We start from the raw sequence: 23,969 nt of genomic DNA, 5'->3' as shown, positions 1-23,969 counted from the left end.
AGCTAAAAAAGCTAGCATACGCTAGCTTTTTTAATTGCATATTCCAACTCTAGATTTACTAAAAATACATTCGAAAAATTCTTTAAATGCGAAAAAAGCAGTTTCTCCAGTCGTAATACGATGGCCATCAATTGGTAAATAATTCTTTTCAGTACGAATATTTTTAGTTATTGGACCATCAGGTAAGTAAGTTGGGCAAACAATCGTCCAATTTAACCGACTTTCATTTAATAAGTTAAAAGCTTTTTCATGATCAGTTGCTGCAGTTGTTGATTTTCGTTTTGATTCAGAGCTTTTATAGCGTAGAATGGTTGGATTAACTCTTGATTGTAGAATACCTGCAGTTCCAATTGTAACGATCCTACCTATTTGTTTCTTTTCAAGAAGAGGGATTAGTAGTCCCATTGTTTTAGATAAAATATTTTCACCTCCAGTATTTAAGGCAGAAATTACTCCATCTACGTTTTCTAAAGCTAAATTTAAATCTTTTTCATTTAGCGTATTTCCTTTTAAAACTGTAAGAGCTTCATGTTTAATCGTTATTTTTTGTTCATCTCTTACTAAAGCAATTACTTCACAGTTAGCTTCTAATAATAAATCCACTAAAAAAGAACCAACTCTTCCGGTTGCTCCTAATAATAATATTTTCATAACATCACCTTGCTGTATTGTACAATACTTTTGTTAAATATGTCTTTTATATGAACTTAATCATTTGAATTCTATTTATGAAAGCGCTTTTTAAGCTTAATATTAATTCAATAGAAAAGTTATGATAGAATGAAATTAACAAAATTTAGAAATGAGTGGTAAATATGGCAATTAATAAAATACAAGAAGAATTTACTGACTATTTAAAGAAAATCGAAAATTATAATGAAGCAATTAATGTTATGTATTGGGACCTAAGAACGGGTGCGCCTAAAAATGGAGCTGAACAAAGATCAAATGTCATCAGTCAACTCTCTGCAGAAGTATTTGAAATGACAACATCAAGTACGATGGAAAACTATTTAAATTTATTGGAAAAAGAAATAGGCACAGGAAATTTAAATGAAATCATTGAAAAATCTGTTAAAGAATGTAGAAAAAATTATGATTTAAACTGTAAAATCCCTAAAAATGAATATGCAGAATATGTAAAGCTTTGTTCATTAAGTGAAAATGCTTGGGAAGACGCTAAAAATGAAGGTAACTTTAGTAAGTTCCAACCATATTTAGAAAAAATTGTAGCGATGAAAAAACAATTCATTGAATATTGGGGCTATAAAGATAAGAAATATGATACATTATTAAGCTTTTATGAGCCTGGCATGACAACTGGGAAGTTAGATGAAGTTTTTGGTAAAGTAAGAAAAAGTCTTGTACCATTAGTTGCGAAAATTTCAAATTCACAAACTAAACTAATTCGCGAAGAATTGTCACAACCGATCTCAATTGATCTTCAAAAAGAAGTTAGTGAAGAGATACTTGTAAAATTAGGTTATAATTTTGATTCTGGTCGTTTAGATGAAACAGTTCATCCATTTCAGATTACATTAAACCCTGGTGATGTTCGAGTAACAACGAAATATATTGAAAATAATTTTATGAGTGCGCTTTTTGGAACCATTCACGAATGTGGACATGCACTATATGAGCAAAATTTATCATCGAATTTAATTGGGACACCTTTATGTGAAGGTGCATCGATGGGAATTCACGAGTCTCAATCGCTATTCTTTGAAAATATGATTGGAAGAAGTAAAGAATTTTGGGAAGCTCAGTATCAAAATTTAATTGCAAAAACTGGAGATTATTTTAAAAATTTATCGGTAGAAGAATTTTATAAAGCAATAAACCATAGTGAGCCTTCATTAATTCGAATTGAAGCGGACGAATGTACATACCCATTGCATATAATGGTTCGATATGAAATTGAAAAAGAACTGTTTGATGGTGATTTACAAGTAAAGGATTTGCCAAAAGTATGGAATAATAAAATGGAAGAATACTTAGGTATCGTTCCATCAAACGATCGAGAAGGTGTTCTTCAAGATGTTCACTGGGCAGGTGGAGATTTTGGTTATTTTCCTTCGTATGCATTAGGTGCGATGTACGCAGCACAGTTTAAGCATAAAATGAAACAGGATTTAAGCGATTTTGAAACGATCTTAAAAAACGGCGAGATTCATCAAATTGTTAATTGGCTAACCCTAAATATTCACCAATATGGAAAACTAAAAGAACCAAAAGAAATATTAGTAGATGTTACAGGGGAAGAGTTAAATGTAAAATACTTTATTGATTACTTAGAAGATAAATACTCTAAATTGTATAATCTAGTTTAATCTGATTCGTATGGATGGAGGTTGTTAAGAACCTCCTCATACTCATTATTAAAGAAAACATAAATAAATAATTAATTTCAAGTTATTATTTTTTTATGTTTTTTTAATAAGTTCAAAGAATAGACATATTTAGATATTTAATAAATTACTTTTTTATAGTATCATAGATAAAAATGAAAGCGTGTTCACAATTGCTTAGTAAGAAGATTTGAATTTAATTAAGTGAAATATTGAAGATTTAAAGTAACTGAAATTAAATTCAAAAAATATTCACATTTAGAAAGTCTTAAGATATTTTTTTTATAGTATTATAGATAAAAATGAAAGCGTGTTCATACTTTTTTTGAAAAGGAGGTAATTTGAATGTTTTTTAGGACAGCCAGATCTTTAGAACGAAATATTGAAGAAAAACGAATCAAGTTGCAAGAAGCTCAAAATCAAAATAATGACAATCATCAAGAAGTAGTAAAGATTCGTCATCAGTTGGACACTGATTTAAGAGAACTACAGAAATTGTTGAAAACGGTTGCAGTTAAACAATCAAAAATTAATATTAAACCAATATGATAAAATATTACATAGACCACAAAATTTTTTGTGGTCTTATTTTTTTCAAAGTGGAAAGCTATTAGTATAAAGAATTAGATAACAATTAGCTAAATTTATTTTTATAGATTCTATTATAAAAATTGTGAGAACAAGGGTAGAAATTGTAAAGTTATGTGACGTTTAAAAAATCGAGAAGTTTTGGTTTGTGTTTCAACTGGACTGAAGAAAAAAATAGCATTCGATTTGTAGTGAAAAATGGTAATAATGTAGCTTGTTTAAAAAAATTAATACAAATAGTTAAAAATCACTAATCAAAAACAAAATTCCATAAATATAATAGAGTATATCGATTAATATCCATTTTTTATAAAAATGTGGAATGAGGTTCTAGATGGATTTCGAACTGGCAAGTCGTATTAGAAGATTGTTTGCAGCTTGGATCGATGGCTCGTTAAATCTTTTATTTTCGAAACTGGGGTTATTAATACTTGGGTTAGAAAGTAAAGACATTTTAGATTTATTTATGTTTAGTAGTAAGCAACTGTTTTTATATTCAATTTGGTCGCTATTATATATTTTTCTATTTTATGTCATTGTACCTACTTATATTTGGAACGGACAAACAATAGGAAAAAGATTATTAAGTATTATGGTTGTGAGAGATACAGATGACTTAGTTGATTTCAAAACAATGACATTACGTTCGATCTTTGCTTTTGGTTGTCAGCTAAATTTGCCAATATTTATAGAAGCAATCGGAATTTTGTATCTAATTGATCTATTTTTTATCTTCCGAAAAGATCGGAAAACATTGCATGATTTAATCGCTAAAACGAAGGTTGTCTATTATTAATAGCACTAAAAAATACCCTTTAAAGCTATTTTCAAGCTTTAAAGGGTATTTATCTATTTATCTTATAAAGATGTTTTAGCTAAATATTCATCTAATTGGTCAAATGTACCAGTAAAGCCTTGTTGCATAGAATCTTTATTTGCAATAAATGCAGCAACTTCTTCATCAGTAGCATTGATTGGAAAACCTTTTAATGTAATAGTTGTTTTACCATCATTTTCTTCTAAAGTTAAAGTGTTTTGAATTTCCAATGGCCAAACTTCAAAGAATGGAGCGCGAACCATATTACCTTCTTGATCAGAGAATGAATTAACAAATACAATTTTCTCAGGTTCAATAATTTCACCAAAAACAAATAATCCCCACATAACGAATCCTTCTGGTGATTCCATTTTATAGTGGAATTTACCTCCTGGTCTAAATTCTAGCGTTGCTACATCCATTTCAAAGCCTTTTGGACCCCACCAGTTTTTAAGGTGTTCTGCTTCTGACCAAACCTTGAATACTAATTCACGAGGTGCATCAACAACTCTTGTTAAAACTAATCCTTGCTCATCTACATTAAACGTATTTTTACTCATTATTAATTCCTCCATTTAATTTATTATTTACTTTATTTCTTCCTTAAAAAACTAGGTACTTCTCCTCTCAATAATAGTTAGTACTAATTAAATTGTGTGCAATGAATAAGCTAAGATTATTTGCCTTGTAATTTTTTTAAATAATCGTCCAATTGATCGAATCTCTGTTCCCAGACGTGACGGAATGACTGAATCCACGAATCCATTTCTTTTAGCGGCTGGGGTCTTAGTTTATAAATTCTTTTATTGGCGATAGGTTGAACTTCGACAAGCCCAGCTTCACTTAGAACGCGAAGATGCTTTGAAACCTGTGGTTGTTTAAGTCCTAAGCTTTCAGCAATTTCACCGACTGATAGAGGACCGTCACGTAAGAGTTCGACAATCTGTAACCGGTTCGGCTCTGCAAGAGCAATTAAAGTCGAATTCATAAATTGAATATACCTCATTAGGAATATTCCTGTCAAGGAATATTCGGGATATAAATTTGTGATGATTTAAAAAATACTTGAGTAGTATTTACGAAATTACTGAACGATATTCATTTTGTCGAGAAATATTATTTGAAAATTAAGGTAATTCTTATTTATCCACATATTTTTTATGTTACTATTTAGCTGACTTGAAAATTTGATTTTAAAAGGTGGGTGTTTTGATGAGCTTAAAAGATTATGAGGCTTCGTTTCTAGATTATGTAAGAAAAATGTTAAACATTGAAGAAGCAATTAGTGTTTTATATTGGGATCTTCGAACAGGTGCACCTAAAAATGCTGTAAGTCAGCGTTCAAATGTAATTAGTCAATTATCAGCCGATGTTTTTAAAATGAGTACTTCAAAAGATATGGCTCATTATTTAATAACAATGGAAGAAGCCATTAGTGCAGGGAAATGTTCATTAGAAGTTGAAAAAACAGTAAAATATTTAAGAAAGCAATACGATCAAAATACGAAAATACCAGTTGATGAGTTTGAAGCATTTATTAAATGCCAAGCAATTTCTGAAAGTGTTTGGGCAGAAGCGAAGGAAGAAAATAATTTTGCTAAATTTGAACCTTATTTAACTGAAATAATTGAGTATAAACGTAAGTTCGTTGAATATTTAGGATATAAAGACTGTAAATATGATACATATTTAGATCAATATGAACCTGGAATGACTGTAAATAAACTAGACGAAGTATTTTCAGAAGTAAGAAATAAATTAGTACCGATTGTTAAAGCAGTATCGACTAGTGGGAAAAATTTTGAAAAAGAAGAGATGAAAGCATTCGTTTCGACGCAAAAACAAAAAGAAATATGTGAACAACTATTAGCATCTCTTGGTTATAATTTTGATGCTGGAAGATTAGATCCAACTCCACATCCTTTTGCTACTTCTATTAATTTAGGTGATGTTCGAGTAACAACGAAATATCATGAAAATAATTTTGAAAAAGCCATTTTTAGTACAATTCATGAGTGTGGTCATGCACTATATGAGCAAAATATTTCCAAAGATTTGGATGGTTTACCGATCGCCCATGGAGCGTCTTTAGGTATTCATGAATCTCAGTCCCTTTTATATGAAAAGATTATTGGACAAAGTTATGAGTTCTGGAAATCAAATTATCCAAAATTAAAAGAGCAACTTAATGGAGTGCTAGATAATGTTACGTTAGATGAATTTTATAAAGTGATAAATAATAGTAAGCCTTCATTTATTCGTATTGAAGCTGATGAATTAACTTATCCTTTACACGTTATGATTCGTTATGAAATTGAAAAGGATTTATTAGATGGAAAAATTCAAGTTTCAGAGCTTCCATTAATTTGGAATCAAAAAATGGAGGAGTATCTAGGGATAATTCCTGAAACGGATCGAGAAGGTGTTTTACAGGACGTACATTGGTCAATGGGGCATTTTGGATACTTTCCAACTTATGCATTAGGTGCAATGTATGCTGCTCAAATTAAAGCAACAATGGAAAAAGAATTACCAAATTTTAGTGAATTAATTGAAACGAATGATTTTCAAACAATTCTTGATTGGTTAAAAGTGAATATTCATCAATATGGTGCAATGAAGGAACCACAACAAATATTGAAAGACGTTACTGGTGAAGAATTAAATGTGAAATATTTTGTTGATTATTTAGAATCAAAATATACAAAATTGTATGAGTTAGAAGAAGTAAATAAATCATAATTGTGAATTAGAAATGTTGTAGGCTTTTTTTTAGAAGCATTTTAATGGTAATAATTGCGAATGTAGATTCAAGTAAAATGAGATATACTAAAACTGCACAACAGAAAGAAAACTCCTTTGAAACGCTTAGACAATTCTTATTATTTGTTCATGGTCCATGAATGAATAGTGAATTGTCTTTTTTTTGTTGAATGGCATCTTATTTCCACTCTAGGATTTTTCATGTATTAAAGAATAATTTTCCAAATTAATACAAAAGGTAATGACTATAAGGAGTGGGAAATTATGCCTTTAATTTTATCTGTTGGGAAAGCTGTACCAAAATATAAAATAGATCAGGAAAATATAGTGCCTTTTATTCGAGAGCTTTTTTTGAAAAGATATCCTTCAATCGATCGCTTATTATCTGTATTTCAAAATGGTGAGATCCAAAGTCGATTTATTTCTAAGGAGCTTTCTTGGTATAGCGAAGAACATAGCTTTGAGCAAAAAAATCAGGCTTACACTGAAATCTCAATTGAATTATCAATAGAAGCTATTAAAAATTGTTTGAATAGTAATGAATTTCTATCTTCGGAAATTCAATATGACAAAATTGATGGAATTATTTTTGTCTCTTCAACTGGTATTTCAACCCCTACAATTGATGCTCATATCGCAAATATCCTGCCATTTCATTCTTCGATTAAAAGAATACCCATATGGGGCTTAGGGTGTGCCGGTGGTGCTAGTGGAATTTCTAGAGCATTTGATTATTGTAAAGCCCATCCAAAGTCAAATATTTTACTAGTTGCAGTTGAATTATGTAGTTTAACATTTCAAAAAGAAGATCTTTCCAAAAGTAATATAATAGGAACTTCATTATTTGCTGATGGAGCAGCAGCGGTTCTAGTTATTGGCGATGAGAGTGATTTGAAAAATCGAACGATCCATAAATCTTTACCGTCAATTGAACAAACTAATTCAACTCTAATGCCAAATTCATTAGACGTAATGGGATGGGATGTTCGGAATGATGGTTTATTTGTCATTTTTTCAAGAGATATACCAACAATCGTTAAAGATTGGTTACACCCAGTTGTCTCAAATTTTTTAACGGAAAATGAACTAACAATAAGGGATGTAACTCATTTCATTGCTCACCCTGGTGGAAAAAAAGTATTGGACGCATATATCGATTCATTAGAACTTTCCGAAGCGAAAATCGGAATTTCCTTAAATATTTTAAAATCATATGGAAATATGTCATCTTGTACTGTCTTATTTGTGTTAAGTGAGTATATGAAGTTAGGAAAAACGAATGAGTACGGTCTTCTTTGTGCTTTAGGACCAGGATTTAGTTCAGAGTTATCATTGTTAAAGTGGGTAGAATGCTAATGTTAAAGATTATTTTTTTATTCATCGTCATACAAAGAGTGATTGAGCTAGGTATAGCAAAGAATAATGAAAAAAAATTAAAAATGCGAGGCGCACTTGAATTTGGCCAAGAGCATTATAAATTTTTTATCATCTTACATAGCATGTTTTTTATTTCAATTCTAATTGAGAATTATTTCATTCATTATTTAGAAATTAGATTTTTTACCTTTCTCCTTATCGTTTTTATCATATTACAATTAGCAAGGGTATGGGTTATTTCAACGTTAGGAGAAAGATGGAATACAAAAATCATTATTTTACCTAATGAAAAATTAGTAAAACGTGGCCTTTATAAATATATCAAGCATCCAAATTACATGATCGTTACCATTGAATTATTAGTAATACCTATTATGTTTCATGCGTATATTACAACTGTAATCTTTTCTGTTTGTAATTTAATTTTATTAAAAGTAAGAATCCGAGAAGAAAATAAAGCGCTTTTACAATCAATCGAATAGTTATTGACAAATGGAAAATAACTGATTATGATTAATGTAGAATGAAAATCATTATCAACTTCGGAAGGTTGTGCGTCAAATGGTTCTTGGATTTGTGTCAGCTACAATTCTTTTATACTTTTTATTAACTAAATATGTACTTAAACAAGTTCAAAACTAGGTGATGTTACCTAGTTTTTTTTATTTTATATGCATATGCCTATACATTCTTCTTCCAAATTAATATATATGGGGATAAAATAATGCTAGGGAAATTATTTGAGTATGACATGAAATGGGGAAATCACGTTGCAAAACACTAAGATTAACAGAGGGGAAATACTGAATAAGGTTTCTTCAGGGATCAATTTACTTTCTGAACAAGGAAATTCGAAGGAATTATTTCAATTAAAAAAATTAGCATACAAAATACAAAATAAGGAAAGTTATTACGTATTTTGTGGGCATTTTTCTGCTGGTAAGTCATCTTTATTAAATGATCTTTTACAAGTAGAAAAACTACCTACAAGCCCAATACCTACAAGTGCAAACGTTGTAAAATTAAAAAATGGCGAAAGTAAAATGTTAATTACGCTTAAAGATGGTGAAATGTATCAGATTCAAGAGGATATTCAAGTAGATGAACTAAAAAAATTAGCATCTGATAGTGGTTCAATTATTGAGCTCGAGTGGGCACAAGAACTATTTAAAATTCCAACTGGATCAGTTTTAATTGATACTCCTGGAATTGATTCAACAGATATGGATCATTTAGAGGCGACAAACTCAGTCATTCATCTAGCGGATAGTATTTTCTATTTAATGGATTATCAACATGTTCATTCGAAAACTAATATTGATTTTATTCATAATTTAGTTGAAAAAAATAATAAAGTTTGTTTAGTTATTACATGTATTGATAAACACGATGAAACAGAATTGACGTTTGAACAATTTAAACATGGTGTAATTGGAAACTTGAAAAAACAAGGATTAGGCAACTTACAAGTTTTTTATATTTCTACAAGAGATAAATCTGTAGATAATAACGAATATAACCAGTTTATTAATTATTTAAATGACTTATACAATCATCAAGATGTAGTACAAATTGAAAATGACTATGCAAGCTTTTTAACAATTATGAATGAACAAATACAACAACTTGAGAACGATTACATTGATCTCGATCAAAATGCTGATGAGATTAGATCGCAATATAATAATTTAAATAATGAAATTGAAGTTATTGAAACATCAGTTTCAACATTTGAGGAAAATTGTTTACAGTCAACACAACAAGTTCTTACTAATTCAAACATTACACCATTTGAAATGAGAGAATTAGCATCAAAATATCTAGAATCAGAAAAGGCATTGCAAAATAAAGGATTATTTCAATCTAGAAAGAAACTTGAAAATTCTTTACATGAATCTAAAAGTCAATTTATTTACAAGGTACAAGAATTAACAAATAAACAAATTGAGTATTTTGTAAAAGAAGCAGCAATTCGAACTGTAAAACAAATTGAAAATAATAAAATTGATAGCAGTGACTTTGATAAAATCTTAGAGCCTAATTTGAGTGAAGATGTAATTTGTCCAAAGCCCTCCCATTTGATTGATACGGGTGGTAACTATTTATTACAGTATACGAAGGAAGTAAGTGAAGGAATTAAGGCGGTATATCGTAAAAGTATTGCTGAATTTATTTATACACTTTCAAAGGAACTTAAGGGACAAAATGAATCAACTATTCTAAAACTAAAAAATCAAAAGAATGATTTACAATCAAAAATAGATGGATTTGATGAATTAGAGTTTAATAATCAAAAAATTTCACATATGGTCTCAGAAATTAAGACGATTTTAAATAATCATCAAGCAATGAATCAAGAATTGCCAGAAATTAAGCCTACTTTAATATCAGTAAGTGAATTAATTAATCACAAAATCTTAACTGTTCAAGCACCGGAAATAAAAGAAGAACTTATTATTGACATTGAACAAACTAATTCAAAAAAATATTCAAACGAAGAAATTCAAGCTAAATATGAAGTTGCTGATTTTATATTAGACGAATTAACTTCAAATAAATTTATCCAGAGTAAAATCGGTATTCTAAAAGAAAAAAGAGATCAAATAAAATCAAACGAATACACAATTGCATTATTCGGAGCGTTTAGTTCTGGAAAAACATCGTATATAAATACTTTACTTGGCGATCGTGTATTACCTGTTTCTCCACACCCAACAACAGCAGCAATTTGTAAGATTAAACGTTCAACAGCTGAAACTGGAAATAAAAAAGCTGATGTGAGTTATAAATCGGAAGAATCTTTAAAAGAAGAGTTTCTTGATTTCTTCAAAAAATGGGGCGTGGAAGCAAATGAAAAAGAATGGTTTAGTACCCTTCAAAATTTAATTAAGAAACAAAAGGATAAAATCCCTACTGATGCTTTCGTTTATGCAGAAAGCGTATGTCAAAATTATGAAGAAATGAGAAGCTTACTAGGTACAACTAAGCGATATGATTTAAGTGAGTATGTAAGTGTTATAAGTGAAGAAAATAGAGCGTGTTTTGTAAAAGAAAGTACAGTTTATTTTGATTGTGAGATCACGTTAAGTGGAATCGTACTAGTGGATACGCCAGGGGGAAATAGTATCCATTCAAGACATACTGAACTAGCATTCGACTATTTGAAAAAAGCTGATTTAATTCTATATGTTGCACATTATCAACATGCCTTTACACGTCAAGATGAGTCTTTCTTAATGCAAATCGGACGAATGAGAGAAAGCTTTGATAGTGATAAAGTTTACTTTGTGTTAAATGCTTCGGATTTAGCAAAGGATCAAAACGAAATCGAAATCGTGCAAAATTTCTTTGTTAACCAATTAACGAAATTAGGAGTACGTTTCCCATCTGTTTTTGCAATTTCAAGTATGCTTCAGATGAAGGGATATGGTGATTCAGAGTTAAATTTAGAAATCCAGAATAATTATAAGAAATTAAATACGAAAATCCAAAATTTCTTCCAATTCGAGATTGCGAATGAAGTCTTTAAAACATTTATTAATGACCTATTAACAATTGAAAAAATCTTACGTGATACGATTAATCGTTTTGAAAGAATAAAACGTGAAAAAGATCAATTCTTCAACGAACTTGAGCAAATTCAGAAAAAAGTTAAAGAAACGATTAAAAATGCAGAACCTACTAATTTACCAAGAGCATTTATGAAAGAAAACGAACAATTGATTTTCTTCATCGAAAAGCGTATCGAATTAAGGATGCGAGATTTATTCCCTTATTTCTTTAATCCAAGCATTTTCAATAATACAACGAAAAATATTAAACAATTATTTGTAACTAAACTTCGTGAATTTATCTATGAAATACTGGAAGAGATTTTAAAGGAATTAAGAGTAACAGGATTTAGATTAGAGAAGTTTTTAACGAATGAAATTTCAATGTCGCAAGATCGAGTAATTGGTGAAATACATTCTATTCAATCTGAATTTATCGTTCAAAAAAGTGAAATTAATGAGATCTTACCAGTAACGATAAAAAATCCAGATCAATTTATTAATGTAGATCGTTTTGAAAGTTTAAAGAATTACTTCAAAAATCCAAAAAGCTTTTTTGTTGAAAACATGAAAGAAACTATGATTGATGAATGCATTAATGAGTTGAGAACACCATTAAAAGACTATTTAGCAAATATGAATAGCTTATTTGCAGAGCATTATCACATTCAATATGTTGATGCATTAAATTCTGTACTGCATAACTGTAGCACTCAAATCGAAAATGATGTTCAACAAACAATTAAAGCAACAGAAAACTTAAATGAAGTAGTAGTAGATGAAAAAGTTTTAAACTTATTCAAAAAATTAATTTAATATAAGGGTGGACAATTAAAATTGAAAAATATTATTGATGTAAACATTGCACATAAATTGCGCTTAAATAAAAATGTTGTATTTTTAGATTGTCGATTTCAATTGTCAAATCCTGAATATGGTTTAAGTGAGTATCAGAAAAATCATATTCCGCTTTCTCGTTATGTTGATTTAAATATTGATTTATCTAGTCCTGTACAAAAGCATGGAGGTAGACATCCGTTTCCTAATTTAAATGATTTTGGAAATCTTTTAGGAGATCTAGGGATTGATCATGATACGATTGTTATTTGTTATGACGATGGTACGAATGATAATGCCGCAAGATGTTGGTTTTTATGTAATTTAGTAGGGCATCAGTTTACGTTTATTTTAAATGGTGGTTATAAAAAATGGTTGGAAAACGATTTTGAAGTAACAACTAAAATTGAAGAAGTACTACCAAAAAAATTCGAGATTAATGTTCAAGAGTATATGATTACTTCGATGAATGAAGTTAAGAAGAATGGTGAAAAAGAGGATTTCAATTTAATTGATTCTAGAGAATCTATTCGATATATTGGCGAATTTGAACCTATTGACCGAATTGCTGGTCATATACCGGGAGCAAAAAATTCATTTTGGAAAGATGTTTTAAATGAAGCCGGAGAATTTAAAACAAAAGAAGAATTACAAACTCTTTTTAAACCATTTAACAATAACAATGAAACTGTTGTTTATTGTGGTTCAGGTGTCACAGGTTGTGTTAATTATTTAGGATTAATTGAAGCTGGATATACGAATGTAAAACTTTATCCGGGAAGTTTTAGTGACTGGATTTCTTATGAGGAAAATGTTGTGAATAAGAAAAAATAATTAGTTGCAAAATAGTTTTAATTGGTATAGAATGAGAATACAAATTAACAAAACCTGCTGTGTGCGTTGTCAGTTTATGCCTTAAACCAATGATTTTGTATAGGAAGACCGATATTTAAGTAACAACATCGTGCCTATTTATAGGAGGATGAAAGTTACTTGTGAGGACATCCACCTTGGAGTTCGGTTTACTTTAGGCATAAAAGGAACAACGGCATTTGCGGGAAAAAAACCATTCACATTTTGTGAATGGTTTTTTCTTCTTTATATAATTGTTTTTTACTTTTGTTCTTTCTAATTTGAGTTACAATTGTAGAAACTAAAATCAAACTACAACCGAATAAACCAATTTCTTGTAATCTTTCTCCACCATAATAATATCCAGTAATCGCTGCAAAAACTGGCTCAGTAGCGAGAATAATCCCTACTTCAGTCGCACTTATTGTACGTTGGGCAAACATTTGGATAAAGAATGCGGCAGCGGTACAAAAAATTGCAGTAGATAGAATGGAAAAAACAAAAAATTTATTTGTCCATAATGCATGATTGAAAATGACTTGCCAATCTTCAAAGATTAAAGCAAATGTCCAAGAGGCTAAACCTACAAAAGTAATTTGTACAGTTGCCAGTTGTAGTGAATTATAACTAGGTGAGTAGATCGTTGAATAAATAATATGAAGAGCAAACGCAATTGCACTGAAAAAGGAAATAATATCACCAGAATTAAACTTAGAATTTGTTGATAGTGTTAATAAAAATAATCCGATGAAGGCAATAATTGCACATACATTTTCCCGTAAAGTAGTTTTTTTCTTATATTTAAAGAATAAAAGAAAAGGAACAATCGCCACACTAATACCTATGATAAAACCTGATTTGGATATAGACGTGTAATGTAATCCAAATGTTTGAAATACAAAACCTAGAAATAAAAATAATCCTATAGCGATTCCAGGGAAAATATAACCATCTTTTCCGCGATATCTTTTATTATTTTTTCGATTTAATAAAGTCTGAACTGTAAATAATACAATTGCTGCTACTATAAATCGTAATGCATTAAATGTAAATGGTTGGACAAACTTAAGTGTTTCTTTAACAATGAAAAGCGAAGAACCCCAAATGAAGGACACAAAGAGTAAAGAAGAAAAAGCGATTAATTTATTTTTCATATCGTCCATTCCTTTTTTATTTTATAGCTTTTCGAGCAAGTTCATCAGCAACCTTATTTCCGCTTGATGGAATCCATTTAATAAAGAAAAGTTCAAGTTGATCGATCAACTTAAGTGATTTCTCTAATAAAGGAATAAACAAATCGTTTTTCGAATATTTCTTATCAATACTTTCTTCAACGACTTTTGAATCCGTACGGAATGAAACTATTGTTAAATTATTTTTGACACAATAATCTAGTGCAAGTAGCAATGCATGAAACTCAGCTTCATGATTAGACATTGAATCTAATGGAATACTTAAAAAAACAGGTTCTTTAATTCCTTTTATGAAAATACCTGCACCTGAAGGCCCGGGATTTCCTTTGGAAGCTCCGTCAATATAAACTTCAATCATAGTAAACCTCCAACACGTATATATCTACCATTTTAGTATATATTCAAAAAAATGAAAACTTAAAATATGAAATGAAGTAATTTATATTCAACTATAGCAAGTCTAAAATAAATAAAAGAAGAGGTGTGTCGGATGAAGATAAAGATCAGTTGGAAGTATCAAACCAAAAAGAAATATCAAATTACACTTGAAACTGATTGGTTAGAAATAAAAGAAGCACTACTTTTAGCGGAAGATTTTGAAAGTACAGGTAGAACAAAAGAAATCATTTTTTTAGATCAATTCGACACAGAGTGGACGAAAAAACAAGTAATAAAGTATTTAAAAGAACTCGAAGAAGAGCCTCATAATATTTCAATATTTTTTGACGGTGGATTTGATCTAGCAACATCTCTATCAGGAATAGGTGTATGCTTATACTTTAGTCAAAATGGTAAAAACTATCGAAAAAGGTTTAATGAAAAATTAGATGGGTTATTGACAAATAATGAAGCGGAGTTTGCTGCGATTGAAAATGCAATCTTACTATTAGAGGAAATGAATATAACAGGACAAACAATTGTTATAAAAGGAGATTCACAAGTAGTCATTAATCAATTAACTGGAGATTGGCCTTGTTATGAAGAACAACATGAACGATTCATAAATCGAATTGAAAGAAGATGTAAAAACTTAAAAATAACCTTACAATTAGAACTTATTAAACGTAATGATAATAAAGAAGCTCATAATTTAGCAACGCAAGCACTTAAAGGGAATAAGATAATAAGTACGATTGAAGTTACATGAAGAGGTGAATTGAATGTTGGAACGTAAAGAAATTTTGGAGGAAATAGATACTTTAATGAAGACTTATTGTGATGGCTGTTTTGTCTATAAACATTTTAGAAAAGACCATAGTCAAAAATTCGCACAATCATTTTGTATTAATAAATGTACAATCGGAGAAAAAATAAAAACGATCGGTAAGCAATTAACTTCTGACTGTTAACTTGCCCTTAACTAAATTAAACTTAAAAAAGAAGGTGCTAATAAAAGTACCTTCTTTCAGTGTGTAGACAAAGTATAAAAAACTTGAATTTCAGACTGATTGCAAGCGTTTGTCTTTCGAGGCGCGAAGCCTGGTGAGGAGCGGAGTTACCCTAGACGGTAATGAGCACCGCAGACAGTCGAAGCAACGAAGAAAGCGAGCGTTTTCGGGCAGTCTGAAAGAAGGTACTAATAAAAGTACCTTCTTTTTCTTTACATTTGAGCTTCTCTTATTTGTTGCTCAATTTGCATTAATTCTTCTTCTTGTTTCTTTAAAAACTCATCATCTAAATCAGTAGCAAGGCCCTTCATTTTTTCAAGCTGTTCTCTTGCTTGAGAAACTGCAGTTGTTGCATCTGTTAATTGTTGCTCGTCCATGCTCATTGTTGCATAGCCCACAAGCTTTTGAGCAGCTTTAACTTTCATTTCAACATCCTCAAAATTATTAAAGTTTGACATAAACACCCTCCTTATTTCACTTCGTAGTATTCCCAAATAAAATAGGAATCATGAAAAGCGAGAGGATTTTTTTGTTTGAGTATAATGAATAATTCTTATTATAATCTCTCCGGAAAAATAAAAAAGGACTGATAAGATCAGTCCTTTATGTAGTCAAGTTTATATTATAGCTTTACTACGTTAGCAGCTTGAGGTCCACGGTTACCTTCAACAATGTCAAAAGAAACTTCAGCACCTTCTTCTAAAGATTTGAATCCGTCAGTTTGGATTGCTGAGAAATGTACGAATACATCGTCTCCACCTTCAACTTCGATGAATCCGAAACCTTTTTCATTGTTGAACCATTTTACTTTTCCTTGCATTTTTCTTTTCCTCCTAAAACATTGCACATGAAGCGCGAAAGAATTTCCATTTATTAATATTTTTAATAATAAATGTTGAAATTAATATACAACTATTAAGAATATAAGTCAAGTAAGCGCTTAATATCAAAATATACATTCAATTGACTTGGAAATTTCATAAATAAAATAAAAAGTTAAAATTAATTTGTGAAATTATTCACAAATAGAAAGGTACATGATATACTACAACCATAGAAGTAATTTAAATTACGATTAAGAATCAATCTTGATTTCACTTTATATAGAGACGGAGAGATGAAAATGATTCATTGTGAATGGATTGAATTTACTATTGAAAATGATTTAATTACAGAGGAAAAATTTAAAGAAATGATGAATGATACATTTCAAGCAATGATGGTTGACGAAAATAACTTTCCTCAATATATATGGACAGCTAACTTTGTTGTCATTGTAACAAAACGAATTAAAATATTAGAAGAGGTTGAATTTATTCAAATACCACGTAATCCAGCGTGTAGTTAAACCGTCTAATTAGGAAGAGAAGTAAAGGCAGTTCAAGAGAATGAATTCTTTTGGTACTGCCTTTTTTCGTTTCTTACTGCTTTCCCTACCATTACATAAGTTATATAATAACTATATCTAACAAAAAAAGTGATACAAAAATTAGTTTAAAATGTGAGGAAGAAAATGAAATTAATTATTGCCGAAAAGCCTGATCAAGGTTTAAAGCTTGCAGCCCCTTTTAAGTTTCAAAAGAAAAAAGGGTTCTTAGTCATTCAACCTAACGAGTTTTTTCCAAAAGGTGCTTATTTAACTTGGGCTATTGGGCATTTATGTGAGTTATTATCACCTGAAGAATATGATGAAAAATGGAAAAAGTGGTCATTAAATACTTTGCCAATTATACCCAATCGCTTTGGGCATAAAGTATCAAAAGGAAAATGGGATCAATTTTCAATCATTAAGAACTTAGTGCATTTAGATGAGGTTACTGAAATAATTCTTGCAGGTGACTGTGAGCGGGAAGGAGAACATATCGTTCGCCTTATTTTAAATTTAGCTGGAAACAAAAAGCCAATGAGAAGACTTTGGATTTCGTCATTAACAGAAAATGCTGTTAAAAAAGGATTTAGTCAACTATTGGATGAAAGTGAAACTAAAAGTTTATTCTTTGAGGCGTATAGCCGTGCATGTGCTGATTGGTTAGTTGGCATGAATGCATCAAGAGTATATTCATTACACTTACAAAAAAAAGGAATCCAGGATGTATTTTCGTTAGGAAGAGTTCAAACACCAACACTCGCTCTTATTGTCAAAAGAGAACTTGAGATTGAAAGGTTTAATTCAGAACCTTATTGGGAGGTTTTTGCTACTTTTCAGTTTGATAAGCAAAAGTTTTTTGGAAAATGGCATAACGAATCAGATTCTAAAATAATGTCAAAGGAATTAGCTGAAAAAATTGCTGGCTTTTGTGAAAATAAAAATGTAAAAATTACTGATATTGAGCAAGAAAGAAAAGAGTTTCAACCACCTTTTCTATATAATTTATCGGCACTCCAAGCAGATGCAAACAGTAAATATAAATTTTCACCACAAAAAACACTCGAGATTGCACAAAAACTTTATGTTAAAGGGAATATTTCATACCCACGTTCAGACTCAAGTTTTATTACGAAAGAAGAAGCAATGATGCTCCCAGATATATTGAAGAAACTTGAAAATATTGAGCAATTTTCAAAATTCTTTCCACTGCCAAATCAATCTATCTTAAATAATAGTCGCTATGTTAATGAGAAAAAGGTCACTGATCACTATGCAATTATTCCTACTGAGCAAGTACCTAATATCCATAAAATGAATGATGAGGAATTGAAAATATATGAACTAATTGTAAATCGTTTAATTAGTGCACATTATCCTAATTCAATTTTTGATTATACAACAATTCATACGTTAGTAGACGGGCGAGCGACTTTTATTTCTAAAGGGAAAATTATGGTTCAAGAAGGTTGGCGTAAAGTCATATTTGAAAAAACAAAAGAAAAAAATACAGAAGAACAAAATTTACCCGTTGTTGAAACTGGGCAAGAAGGAATTGTAAAAAAGGTAGAGGTAAAAGAAAAGAAAACTCAAGCACCTAAAAGATATACAGAGGGACAATTAATAACATTAATGAAGTATGCCGGAAAACATATTGATAATCCGGAATTAACGAAAATACTAAATAAAACTGAAGGATTAGGTACTGAGGCAACTAGGGCTGGTATAATTGGTACTTTAAAAAATAGAAAATATATTGAAGTTAAGAAAAATCAAGTTTTTGCTACAGATAAGGGGAAGCTTATAATTTATGCTCTAGGGGAAAATATTTTAACTTCACCTGAAATGACTGCAAAATGGGAACAGAGATTAAGTGAAATTGGAGAAGGAAAAGCAAGTAGTCTTGAGTTCATGGAACAAACCAAAAAATTAACTGAAAAAATAATTCTTGATGCATATGAAAACGAGAAGATATGGAATTTTTCAGAGTTTAAAATTGAAGAGATGCAAAATTCGAAGTTTGGTCCGAAGAAAAAATTAACTAGTGTTGGAAAATGCATTAAATGTGGTGGTAAAATGATCGATAAAGGATCGTTTTATGGGTGCGATCAATTCCAAAAAACAAAATGTGGAGTTACAATTTCAAAAAAAATATTAGGAAAAACAATTACAAAGGCGTTAATGAAGCAGTTATTAAACAATGAGACCACAGAAGTTATTAAAGGATTTTCAAAGGATGGCAAAGAATTTGAGGCTTCTTTAAAATTTAATGAATCAGGAAAGATTATGTTTATCCAAAATTCCATTAAATAAAGTGAGGCATAATGTAATTTAACTAGTCAATTCTATTTTTTATTGCATATACTTATATACAATGATAATAGGAGGATTAGAGTGAAGGAATTCTATAGCAATGAACAAGTTTTTCTAACTGGTGGAATTGTTCCTTCCGTCTATTCATTATGTATAGACTGTAATCGGAAAATTGTACATGTACTTGACTTAGATCGAGTGGGTACTAGGCCGGTATGTGTATCATTTTCTAACAGTTTTGCAGAAAATATTTTTGAACAAATAAGCTTATCAACGTTAGGAAGTTACTTAGAATACCAATACTTAATTTATACTACAGAAGGTATTGTAACAAAATGGAAAAATAACGAACTTGTAGCGTTAACTAATTTAGATGAATGTAAACCGGAATTCATTAGTTTAATGAAAGAAAGAAGAAATACATGGTCTAAATATAAAGCTTTATACAATCGAAAATAAATAAAAAGGATTACTCTTTGATTTAAGAGTAATCCTTTTTCAATTTAAGGACAAAATTTCAGTATCACCAGTCTAACGAGTTCTTGTGAACCGGCATATTCCTGTCTTTTCCTGTCTTTATTTGTTAAACTATCAACATATCATAAATTAGAAGGTGACAAAATGATTTGTTTTTTAGAAAATACCTTTCAAATAAAATTAGAAAAAAATGATAAAGGTGATTATCCGATTATTGTGACTGACGAAGGAATATTTAGCGAGATGAGTCTGAAAGATAAACCGAGCACGTATGTTAAGTTTATTATAAATGAATACGATGAGTTAACGATTGATTGGTTTATCGAAAATGAAAATCGCTTTTCAGTAAAAAGCCTACAAGTTCATCAAATGATTTTAATAAACGATCATGATGAAAATTCAATTCAATTTGTATTAGAACGTTGGCAAAGCAGAATGTTCAAGATTCAATGGAAGCCAAAGTTACACATTGAATTTGGTTTATATTATGAAGTTTGTGATGATTGCGATTAAGATGATTTTTTAGGTTTTAGTAAAGTTAGGATTACAAGAAAACTAATCCAACCAATAAGTGGATAAAGGAATGTTAATAATGGTCCATAGCCAATAATGCTAATAAATAAGCAGCAAATTAATAATAAGATAACGACTAAATTTGTATTTAATCGGATATATGAATTAATTTGTCTAGACATCCCATATATATTCCCAACTAGTGTGGTGAAAATTTCAGCTAGAATAACCATTAGGAAAAAGTAATAGAAAATTGGATGGATTTTTTTGATTACTTCTACCATTGGAATTTCATATTGTTGAAAATTGGTTACACCTGATACGTTCAGGTGAATTAGTAATAAAATAGTGCCTAAGATTAGACCGCCTAATACACCGCCTTGTACAATAGAAGATTTTTCTTTGCACTCAAAACCAATCGGTACTAAAACAGCCTGGGCTAACGCCATATTTAAACAAACATAGGTTATTGGTTTTGTAAACACTGTATAGTTAAGCGAATTAATAGAAGGAAGAATATGGTCTAGTGTTATTTCATGCATCGTAAATGGTAAATGTGAGTTGATGAAAACTGCGACGATAAAAGCACACATAATTGGGACTACCGTATTATTTAGACTGAATAAACCACTTGTCCCTTTTCTTAAAACCATAAAAGTCAAAATGATAAAAAATAATGAGCCGATAAATGAATCAAAATGTAAGTAATTTTTAAATACAGCTCCAGCACCAGACAACATGACACTAGTAACGCCGATTAAAACAAAGAATAATAGCCCATTAATAATATTTCCTCCGAGTTCTCCAAACAAAAGTACATTAAATTGCTGAGCAGAATTTAATTTATATGTATGAGCAATTGTCATAATTTTAGTTCCAAACCAACAAAATAATATAGTGGCAAAAAGGATCCCCATTGCACCATATACCCCGTTAATTGAAAAGAACTCTACAATTTCTTTACCCGTGGCAAAACCTGCTCCAATCACTGTTCCGACATACGTAAAGGCTATATTTCGAGCTTCTTTACTAAAGTTGAATTTCATAGGAAGTCCTCCTAAATGTAGTACTAAATTGTATGATACATTTTAGGAAAATAGACATGCTCCTTTAGTTAAAAGTTTCAAAAAAATCAATTAAATGTATTTATCCAATTCATATTAGAAGGAAGTACAATTAAAATTCAATTTACCCATTTTTTTAATTATGTTAAAGTGAGAAGGTTGGGGGGACGGACATCATGAATATACTTAAATGGAATTTTAATATGAAGATCAGACTTGTTGCTGAGTTTTTCTTTGGATTATTCTTTTGGATGTATTTACCATTTTTAGCAATTTATTTTGCTGAAGAATTAGGTAAAGTGACAGCAGGGATTTTACTTATGTGTTCTCAAGCAGTTGGAGTATTTGCAAATTTAATCGGTGGATATTTGGCTGATACGTATGGCCGAAAACGAATGATGGTCATTTCAGCTTTCATTCAAGCTGGAGGAATGATTTTGCTAACAATTGCAAATTCACCAATTTTAAATTCTCCATGGCTAACTTTTTTAGGATTTGCAATTATTAGTGTCACAGGAATGTTATATAATCCAGCAAGTTCGGCCATGGTAGCAGATACAGTTGAGGATAAAGATGAAAGAAACTTAGTCTTTGCTGTTTTTTATACGATGATAAATATTAATGTAGTGATCGGTCCAATTATTGGTGGTATTTTATTTTTTAAAGCAAGATTTTTATTATTTACTACATCTTCATTGATCTTTTTAATTGTCGCTTTTATGATTCTACTATTAATAAAGGAGTCATTACCAGACTCTGTAAGACAAGAAAAAGAAGCGTCTATTTCAAAAGTTTTAATTAAACAAGTAAAAAATTATCGTGTAATTTTTACTGATAAGGTTTTTTTCTTATTTGTTGCAGCTGGTATATTAATCTCTCAAACTTTTACTCAATTAGACTTATTACTAGCGGTTTATATAAAAGAAAGTATTCCTGTTCAAACATTATTTAGTTTTAGCGATTTTACTTTAAAGACAAATAGTGAAACATTATTTAGCTGGGTCATAGCCGAAAACGGTTTAATCGTAGCATTATTTACAGTTTTAATAACGAAATTTGCCAATAAGTTTAATGAAAGATTTCTATTTTTTGCATCATCAGTTTGTTATGCTTTATCTATGTTATTGTTTGGTTTCACGCTATCAGCCTATGTTATTTTTATTGCAATGGCACTCTTTACTTTGGGTGAAATATTAGTTGTAGGAAATCAGAACTCATTTATTGCAAAAATTGCCCCTGAAAATCAACGTGGACAGTATTTTGCAGCAGCAGGCTTAAGATGGTCACTCGGACGAACTATTGCACCATTAACGATTCCACTAGCTGGGCTAATTGGATATAAATGGACATTTAGCATAATTTCGATCCTAGCCTTGATTGGAGCATATTTATTTGAATTGATGTTTAAAGAAATCAAGAAAAAACCTGAACCGTTTACTGATAATATGAAGGTAGGATAAGTAGTAGTAAAAGAGGACCCATCGGGTCCTCTTTTTAACGGTTATTTAATGTCTTATCTAGTGTGTCTATATTTTCTTGCATTAAGTCGAAATAATCTTTATGTTTCTTTAAATCATCTTCTGAAATAGTTGCTAGGTGGTTAAGTCTTAAGATTTCAGCATGGGTTTCGTTTTTTACTACTGTTGCTACTTTTGGTGTAGCAAACGTTTCGAACAAAATATATTTAACATGATGTTCTTTAACAAAATCAACAACTTTCTTTAAATCCTTCTGTGATGGCTCTTGAGAAGGGGAAAGTCCTGTGATTGGGATTTGTTCAATTCCGTAATGTTGTTCCAAATATCCATAAGCTGCATGTGAAACGACAATATCCTTACGTGCAGAATGTAAAACTAAATTTCTTAATTCATTATCAAGTTCATCAAATTGATTTTCAATTTTATCATAATTTGCTTCAAAGTACTGTTTGTTTTTTGGCATTAATTTAACGAATTCATCTCTAATATTTTGTGCTTCAATTTTTGCACGAGATGGATCTAACCAAACGTGGGGATCAACGTCATGATGATCTTCATCTTCCTGAATTTCCTCTTCGCTTGACTTTATTAATTCAATATTTTTAGTTGCCTCTAAGATTGCAACATGATTATTTTTAAGTGTATCTTTGATTTTATCTGCAAAAGGTTCCATACCTGCACCATTGTAAACAAATAAATCGGAGTTTGCGATTTCTACAATTTGTTTAGAAGTTGGTTCAAAATCATGAGTATCAACGCCAGTAGGGTATATGGAATGTACATCAACGTATTTACCACCAATTTTTTCAGCAAAATCTTGAAGGGGATAAATGGTTGTATAAATCGTTAGTTTATTTTTATTTTTAGTACTTTGCTGATGTGTGTCTTTATTGCAAGCTGACAGAACTGCACTGGTTAATAGCAAAGTCGTTATTGCTAATTTTTTAAATTTCATTTTTTTCTCTCCCTAAAAAATTAATCATTTTAGTATTTTATAATGAGGTTGTTAATAAACGAATAAAGTTAAAAAAATTTAATTAATTC

At 30.1% G+C, this 23,969-nt stretch carries 24 protein-coding genes and 1 other RNA gene; 16 read left to right on the top strand and 9 right to left on the bottom strand.

Features of this window, described 5'->3' with window-relative positions; all coding sequences use genetic code 11:
• Positions 1-30: 30 nt before the first annotated feature.
• Entirely contained in the window at positions 31-651 is a 621-nt protein-coding gene (locus V5E38_RS11545) for an NAD(P)-dependent oxidoreductase (protein WP_499213396.1), read from the bottom strand.
• A gap of 164 nt (positions 652-815) precedes the next feature.
• On the opposite strand from V5E38_RS11545, the gene V5E38_RS11540 reads away from it, so the two are divergent.
• The 3 genes from V5E38_RS11540 to V5E38_RS11530 all read left to right on the top strand — a co-directional run bounded on the left by V5E38_RS11540 (position 816) and on the right by V5E38_RS11530 (position 3,732).
• Positions 816-2,330, top strand: coding sequence for a carboxypeptidase M32 (locus tag V5E38_RS11540; protein WP_499213395.1), 1,515 nt, complete (start codon positions 816-818; stop codon positions 2,328-2,330).
• Positions 2,331-2,693: 363 nt separating this feature from the next.
• A complete protein-coding gene (locus V5E38_RS11535) occupies positions 2,694-2,897 on the top strand; it encodes an aspartyl-phosphate phosphatase Spo0E family protein (RefSeq protein WP_069031948.1) in 204 nt (67 codons plus the stop codon).
• A 373-nt stretch (positions 2,898-3,270) separates the two neighbouring features.
• The gene (locus tag V5E38_RS11530) at positions 3,271-3,732 is read left to right on the top strand and encodes an RDD family protein (RefSeq protein WP_499213394.1); all 462 of its coding nucleotides are present in this window, start codon (positions 3,271-3,273) and stop codon (positions 3,730-3,732) included.
• Between the two features lie 62 nt (positions 3,733-3,794).
• Here V5E38_RS11530 and V5E38_RS11525 read toward each other — a convergent pair whose 3' ends face one another.
• The gene (locus V5E38_RS11525; protein ID WP_387326807.1) at positions 3,795-4,313 is read right to left on the bottom strand and encodes an SRPBCC family protein; all 519 of its coding nucleotides are present in this window, start codon (positions 4,311-4,313) and stop codon (positions 3,795-3,797) included.
• Between the two features lie 116 nt (positions 4,314-4,429).
• Positions 4,430-4,741 (bottom strand): ArsR/SmtB family transcription factor, encoded by a 312-nt coding sequence (locus tag V5E38_RS11520; RefSeq protein ID WP_387326805.1) that lies wholly within the window; start codon positions 4,739-4,741, stop codon positions 4,430-4,432.
• Between the two features lie 224 nt (positions 4,742-4,965).
• Between V5E38_RS11520 and V5E38_RS11515 the strand changes: the two genes are divergently transcribed.
• From V5E38_RS11515 to ssrS, 6 genes are all read left to right on the top strand, one after another.
• A complete protein-coding gene (locus V5E38_RS11515) occupies positions 4,966-6,495 on the top strand; it encodes a carboxypeptidase M32 (protein ID WP_499213393.1) in 1,530 nt (509 codons plus the stop codon).
• Positions 6,496-6,780: 285 nt separating this feature from the next.
• Positions 6,781-7,872, top strand: coding sequence for a type III polyketide synthase (locus V5E38_RS11510; protein WP_499213392.1), 1,092 nt, complete (start codon positions 6,781-6,783; stop codon positions 7,870-7,872).
• Positions 7,872-8,375 (top strand): isoprenylcysteine carboxyl methyltransferase family protein, encoded by a 504-nt coding sequence (locus V5E38_RS11505; protein ID WP_387326796.1) that lies wholly within the window; start codon positions 7,872-7,874, stop codon positions 8,373-8,375. The genes V5E38_RS11510 and V5E38_RS11505 overlap by 1 nt, the downstream gene beginning before the upstream one ends.
• A 288-nt stretch (positions 8,376-8,663) precedes the next feature.
• Positions 8,664-12,260 (top strand): P-loop NTPase family protein, encoded by a 3,597-nt coding sequence (locus V5E38_RS11500; RefSeq protein WP_499213391.1) that lies wholly within the window; start codon positions 8,664-8,666, stop codon positions 12,258-12,260.
• 21 nt (positions 12,261-12,281) lie between these two features.
• Positions 12,282-13,115, top strand: a complete 834-nt coding sequence (locus V5E38_RS11495; protein ID WP_499213390.1) for a sulfurtransferase — start codon at positions 12,282-12,284, stop codon at positions 13,113-13,115.
• Positions 13,116-13,163: 48 nt separating this feature from the next.
• A non-coding RNA gene (ssrS, locus tag V5E38_RS11490) (6S RNA) lies at positions 13,164-13,346 on the top strand.
• Positions 13,347-13,351: 5 nt separating this feature from the next.
• On the opposite strand, the gene V5E38_RS11485 is transcribed toward ssrS, so the two are convergent.
• Together V5E38_RS11485 and V5E38_RS11480 are read right to left on the bottom strand one after the other, a co-directional pair.
• Positions 13,352-14,287 carry a DMT family transporter gene (locus V5E38_RS11485; RefSeq protein ID WP_499213389.1) on the bottom strand — a complete coding sequence of 312 codons (936 nt, stop codon included), beginning with the start codon at positions 14,285-14,287 and terminating at the stop codon, positions 13,352-13,354.
• Positions 14,288-14,303: 16 nt separating this feature from the next.
• A complete protein-coding gene (locus V5E38_RS11480) occupies positions 14,304-14,684 on the bottom strand; it encodes a ribonuclease H family protein (protein WP_499213388.1) in 381 nt (126 codons plus the stop codon).
• 132 nt (positions 14,685-14,816) lie between these two features.
• Between V5E38_RS11480 and V5E38_RS11475 the strand changes: the two genes are divergently transcribed.
• Positions 14,817-15,473 carry a reverse transcriptase-like protein gene (locus V5E38_RS11475; RefSeq protein WP_499213387.1) on the top strand — a complete coding sequence of 219 codons (657 nt, stop codon included), beginning with the start codon at positions 14,817-14,819 and terminating at the stop codon, positions 15,471-15,473.
• A gap of 13 nt (positions 15,474-15,486) precedes the next feature.
• The gene (locus tag V5E38_RS11470) at positions 15,487-15,675 is read left to right on the top strand and encodes a zinc-finger domain-containing protein (RefSeq protein ID WP_335447881.1); all 189 of its coding nucleotides are present in this window, start codon (positions 15,487-15,489) and stop codon (positions 15,673-15,675) included.
• Between the two features lie 251 nt (positions 15,676-15,926).
• Here V5E38_RS11470 and V5E38_RS11465 read toward each other — a convergent pair whose 3' ends face one another.
• Complete coding sequence (locus V5E38_RS11465; protein ID WP_499213386.1) at positions 15,927-16,172, bottom strand: DUF2564 family protein; 246 nt, start codon at positions 16,170-16,172, stop codon at positions 15,927-15,929.
• A 164-nt stretch (positions 16,173-16,336) separates the two neighbouring features.
• Positions 16,337-16,534, bottom strand: a complete 198-nt coding sequence (cspD, locus tag V5E38_RS11460) for a cold-shock protein CspD (RefSeq protein WP_056466512.1) — start codon at positions 16,532-16,534, stop codon at positions 16,337-16,339.
• 303 nt (positions 16,535-16,837) lie between these two features.
• Between cspD and V5E38_RS11455 the strand changes: the two genes are divergently transcribed.
• From V5E38_RS11455 to V5E38_RS11440, 4 genes are all read left to right on the top strand, one after another.
• Positions 16,838-17,062: a hypothetical protein gene (locus tag V5E38_RS11455; RefSeq protein ID WP_499213385.1), complete on the top strand. Its 225-nt coding sequence runs from the start codon at positions 16,838-16,840 to the stop codon at positions 17,060-17,062.
• Positions 17,063-17,227: 165 nt separating this feature from the next.
• A complete protein-coding gene (locus V5E38_RS11450) occupies positions 17,228-19,393 on the top strand; it encodes a DNA topoisomerase III (protein WP_499213384.1) in 2,166 nt (721 codons plus the stop codon).
• Positions 19,394-19,474: 81 nt separating this feature from the next.
• Positions 19,475-19,852, top strand: coding sequence for a hypothetical protein (locus V5E38_RS11445; RefSeq protein WP_069031962.1), 378 nt, complete (start codon positions 19,475-19,477; stop codon positions 19,850-19,852).
• Between the two features lie 162 nt (positions 19,853-20,014).
• Positions 20,015-20,383 carry a DUF3979 family protein gene (locus V5E38_RS11440; protein WP_499213383.1) on the top strand — a complete coding sequence of 123 codons (369 nt, stop codon included), beginning with the start codon at positions 20,015-20,017 and terminating at the stop codon, positions 20,381-20,383.
• Here V5E38_RS11440 and V5E38_RS11435 read toward each other — a convergent pair.
• Positions 20,380-21,429: a YkvI family membrane protein gene (locus tag V5E38_RS11435; protein WP_499213382.1), complete on the bottom strand. Its 1,050-nt coding sequence runs from the start codon at positions 21,427-21,429 to the stop codon at positions 20,380-20,382. The two genes, V5E38_RS11440 and V5E38_RS11435, sit on opposite strands and share 4 nt — an antisense overlap.
• A 194-nt stretch (positions 21,430-21,623) precedes the next feature.
• On the opposite strand from V5E38_RS11435, the gene V5E38_RS11430 reads away from it, so the two are divergent.
• A complete protein-coding gene (locus V5E38_RS11430; RefSeq protein WP_499213381.1) occupies positions 21,624-22,907 on the top strand; it encodes an MDR family MFS transporter in 1,284 nt (427 codons plus the stop codon).
• A 34-nt stretch (positions 22,908-22,941) separates the two neighbouring features.
• Here V5E38_RS11430 and V5E38_RS11425 read toward each other — a convergent pair whose 3' ends face one another.
• Positions 22,942-23,880 (bottom strand): metal ABC transporter substrate-binding protein, encoded by a 939-nt coding sequence (locus tag V5E38_RS11425; protein WP_499213380.1) that lies wholly within the window; start codon positions 23,878-23,880, stop codon positions 22,942-22,944.
• Positions 23,881-23,969 lie beyond the last annotated feature (89 nt).

Origin of the sequence: Rossellomorea sp. GAMAL-10_SWC, from assembly GCF_049568075.1 — a bacterium.
Taxonomy (GTDB): Bacteria; Bacillota; Bacilli; order Bacillales; family Bacillaceae_G; genus Gottfriedia.
The sequence above is the reverse complement of the archived record's forward strand: the minus strand, read 5'-3'. Positions and strand labels throughout refer to the sequence as shown.

Coding starts and splice junctions, on each gene's coding strand:
- V5E38_RS11435 (WP_499213382.1), bottom strand. CDS start 21,429: ATGAAATTCAACTTTAGTAAAGAAGCTCGAAATATAGCCTTTACGTAT.
- V5E38_RS11485 (WP_499213389.1), bottom strand. CDS start 14,287: ATGAAAAATAAATTAATCGCTTTTTCTTCTTTACTCTTTGTGTCCTTC.
- V5E38_RS11540 (WP_499213395.1), top strand. CDS start 816: ATGGCAATTAATAAAATACAAGAAGAATTTACTGACTATTTAAAGAAA.
- V5E38_RS11520 (WP_387326805.1), bottom strand. CDS start 4,741: ATGAATTCGACTTTAATTGCTCTTGCAGAGCCGAACCGGTTACAGATT.
- V5E38_RS11505 (WP_387326796.1), top strand. CDS start 7,872: ATGTTAAAGATTATTTTTTTATTCATCGTCATACAAAGAGTGATTGAG.
- V5E38_RS11480 (WP_499213388.1), bottom strand. CDS start 14,684: ATGATTGAAGTTTATATTGACGGAGCTTCCAAAGGAAATCCCGGGCCT.
- V5E38_RS11430 (WP_499213381.1), top strand. CDS start 21,624: ATGAATATACTTAAATGGAATTTTAATATGAAGATCAGACTTGTTGCT.
- V5E38_RS11440 (WP_499213383.1), top strand. CDS start 20,015: ATGATTTGTTTTTTAGAAAATACCTTTCAAATAAAATTAGAAAAAAAT.
- V5E38_RS11515 (WP_499213393.1), top strand. CDS start 4,966: ATGAGCTTAAAAGATTATGAGGCTTCGTTTCTAGATTATGTAAGAAAA.
- V5E38_RS11470 (WP_335447881.1), top strand. CDS start 15,487: ATGTTGGAACGTAAAGAAATTTTGGAGGAAATAGATACTTTAATGAAG.
- V5E38_RS11475 (WP_499213387.1), top strand. CDS start 14,817: ATGAAGATAAAGATCAGTTGGAAGTATCAAACCAAAAAGAAATATCAA.
- V5E38_RS11425 (WP_499213380.1), bottom strand. CDS start 23,880: ATGAAATTTAAAAAATTAGCAATAACGACTTTGCTATTAACCAGTGCA.
- V5E38_RS11465 (WP_499213386.1), bottom strand. CDS start 16,172: ATGTCAAACTTTAATAATTTTGAGGATGTTGAAATGAAAGTTAAAGCT.
- V5E38_RS11450 (WP_499213384.1), top strand. CDS start 17,228: ATGAAATTAATTATTGCCGAAAAGCCTGATCAAGGTTTAAAGCTTGCA.
- V5E38_RS11535 (WP_069031948.1), top strand. CDS start 2,694: ATGTTTTTTAGGACAGCCAGATCTTTAGAACGAAATATTGAAGAAAAA.
- V5E38_RS11545 (WP_499213396.1), bottom strand. CDS start 651: ATGAAAATATTATTATTAGGAGCAACCGGAAGAGTTGGTTCTTTTTTA.
- V5E38_RS11530 (WP_499213394.1), top strand. CDS start 3,271: ATGGATTTCGAACTGGCAAGTCGTATTAGAAGATTGTTTGCAGCTTGG.
- V5E38_RS11525 (WP_387326807.1), bottom strand. CDS start 4,313: ATGAGTAAAAATACGTTTAATGTAGATGAGCAAGGATTAGTTTTAACA.
- V5E38_RS11455 (WP_499213385.1), top strand. CDS start 16,838: ATGATTCATTGTGAATGGATTGAATTTACTATTGAAAATGATTTAATT.
- V5E38_RS11510 (WP_499213392.1), top strand. CDS start 6,781: ATGCCTTTAATTTTATCTGTTGGGAAAGCTGTACCAAAATATAAAATA.
- cspD (WP_056466512.1), bottom strand. CDS start 16,534: ATGCAAGGAAAAGTAAAATGGTTCAACAATGAAAAAGGTTTCGGATTC.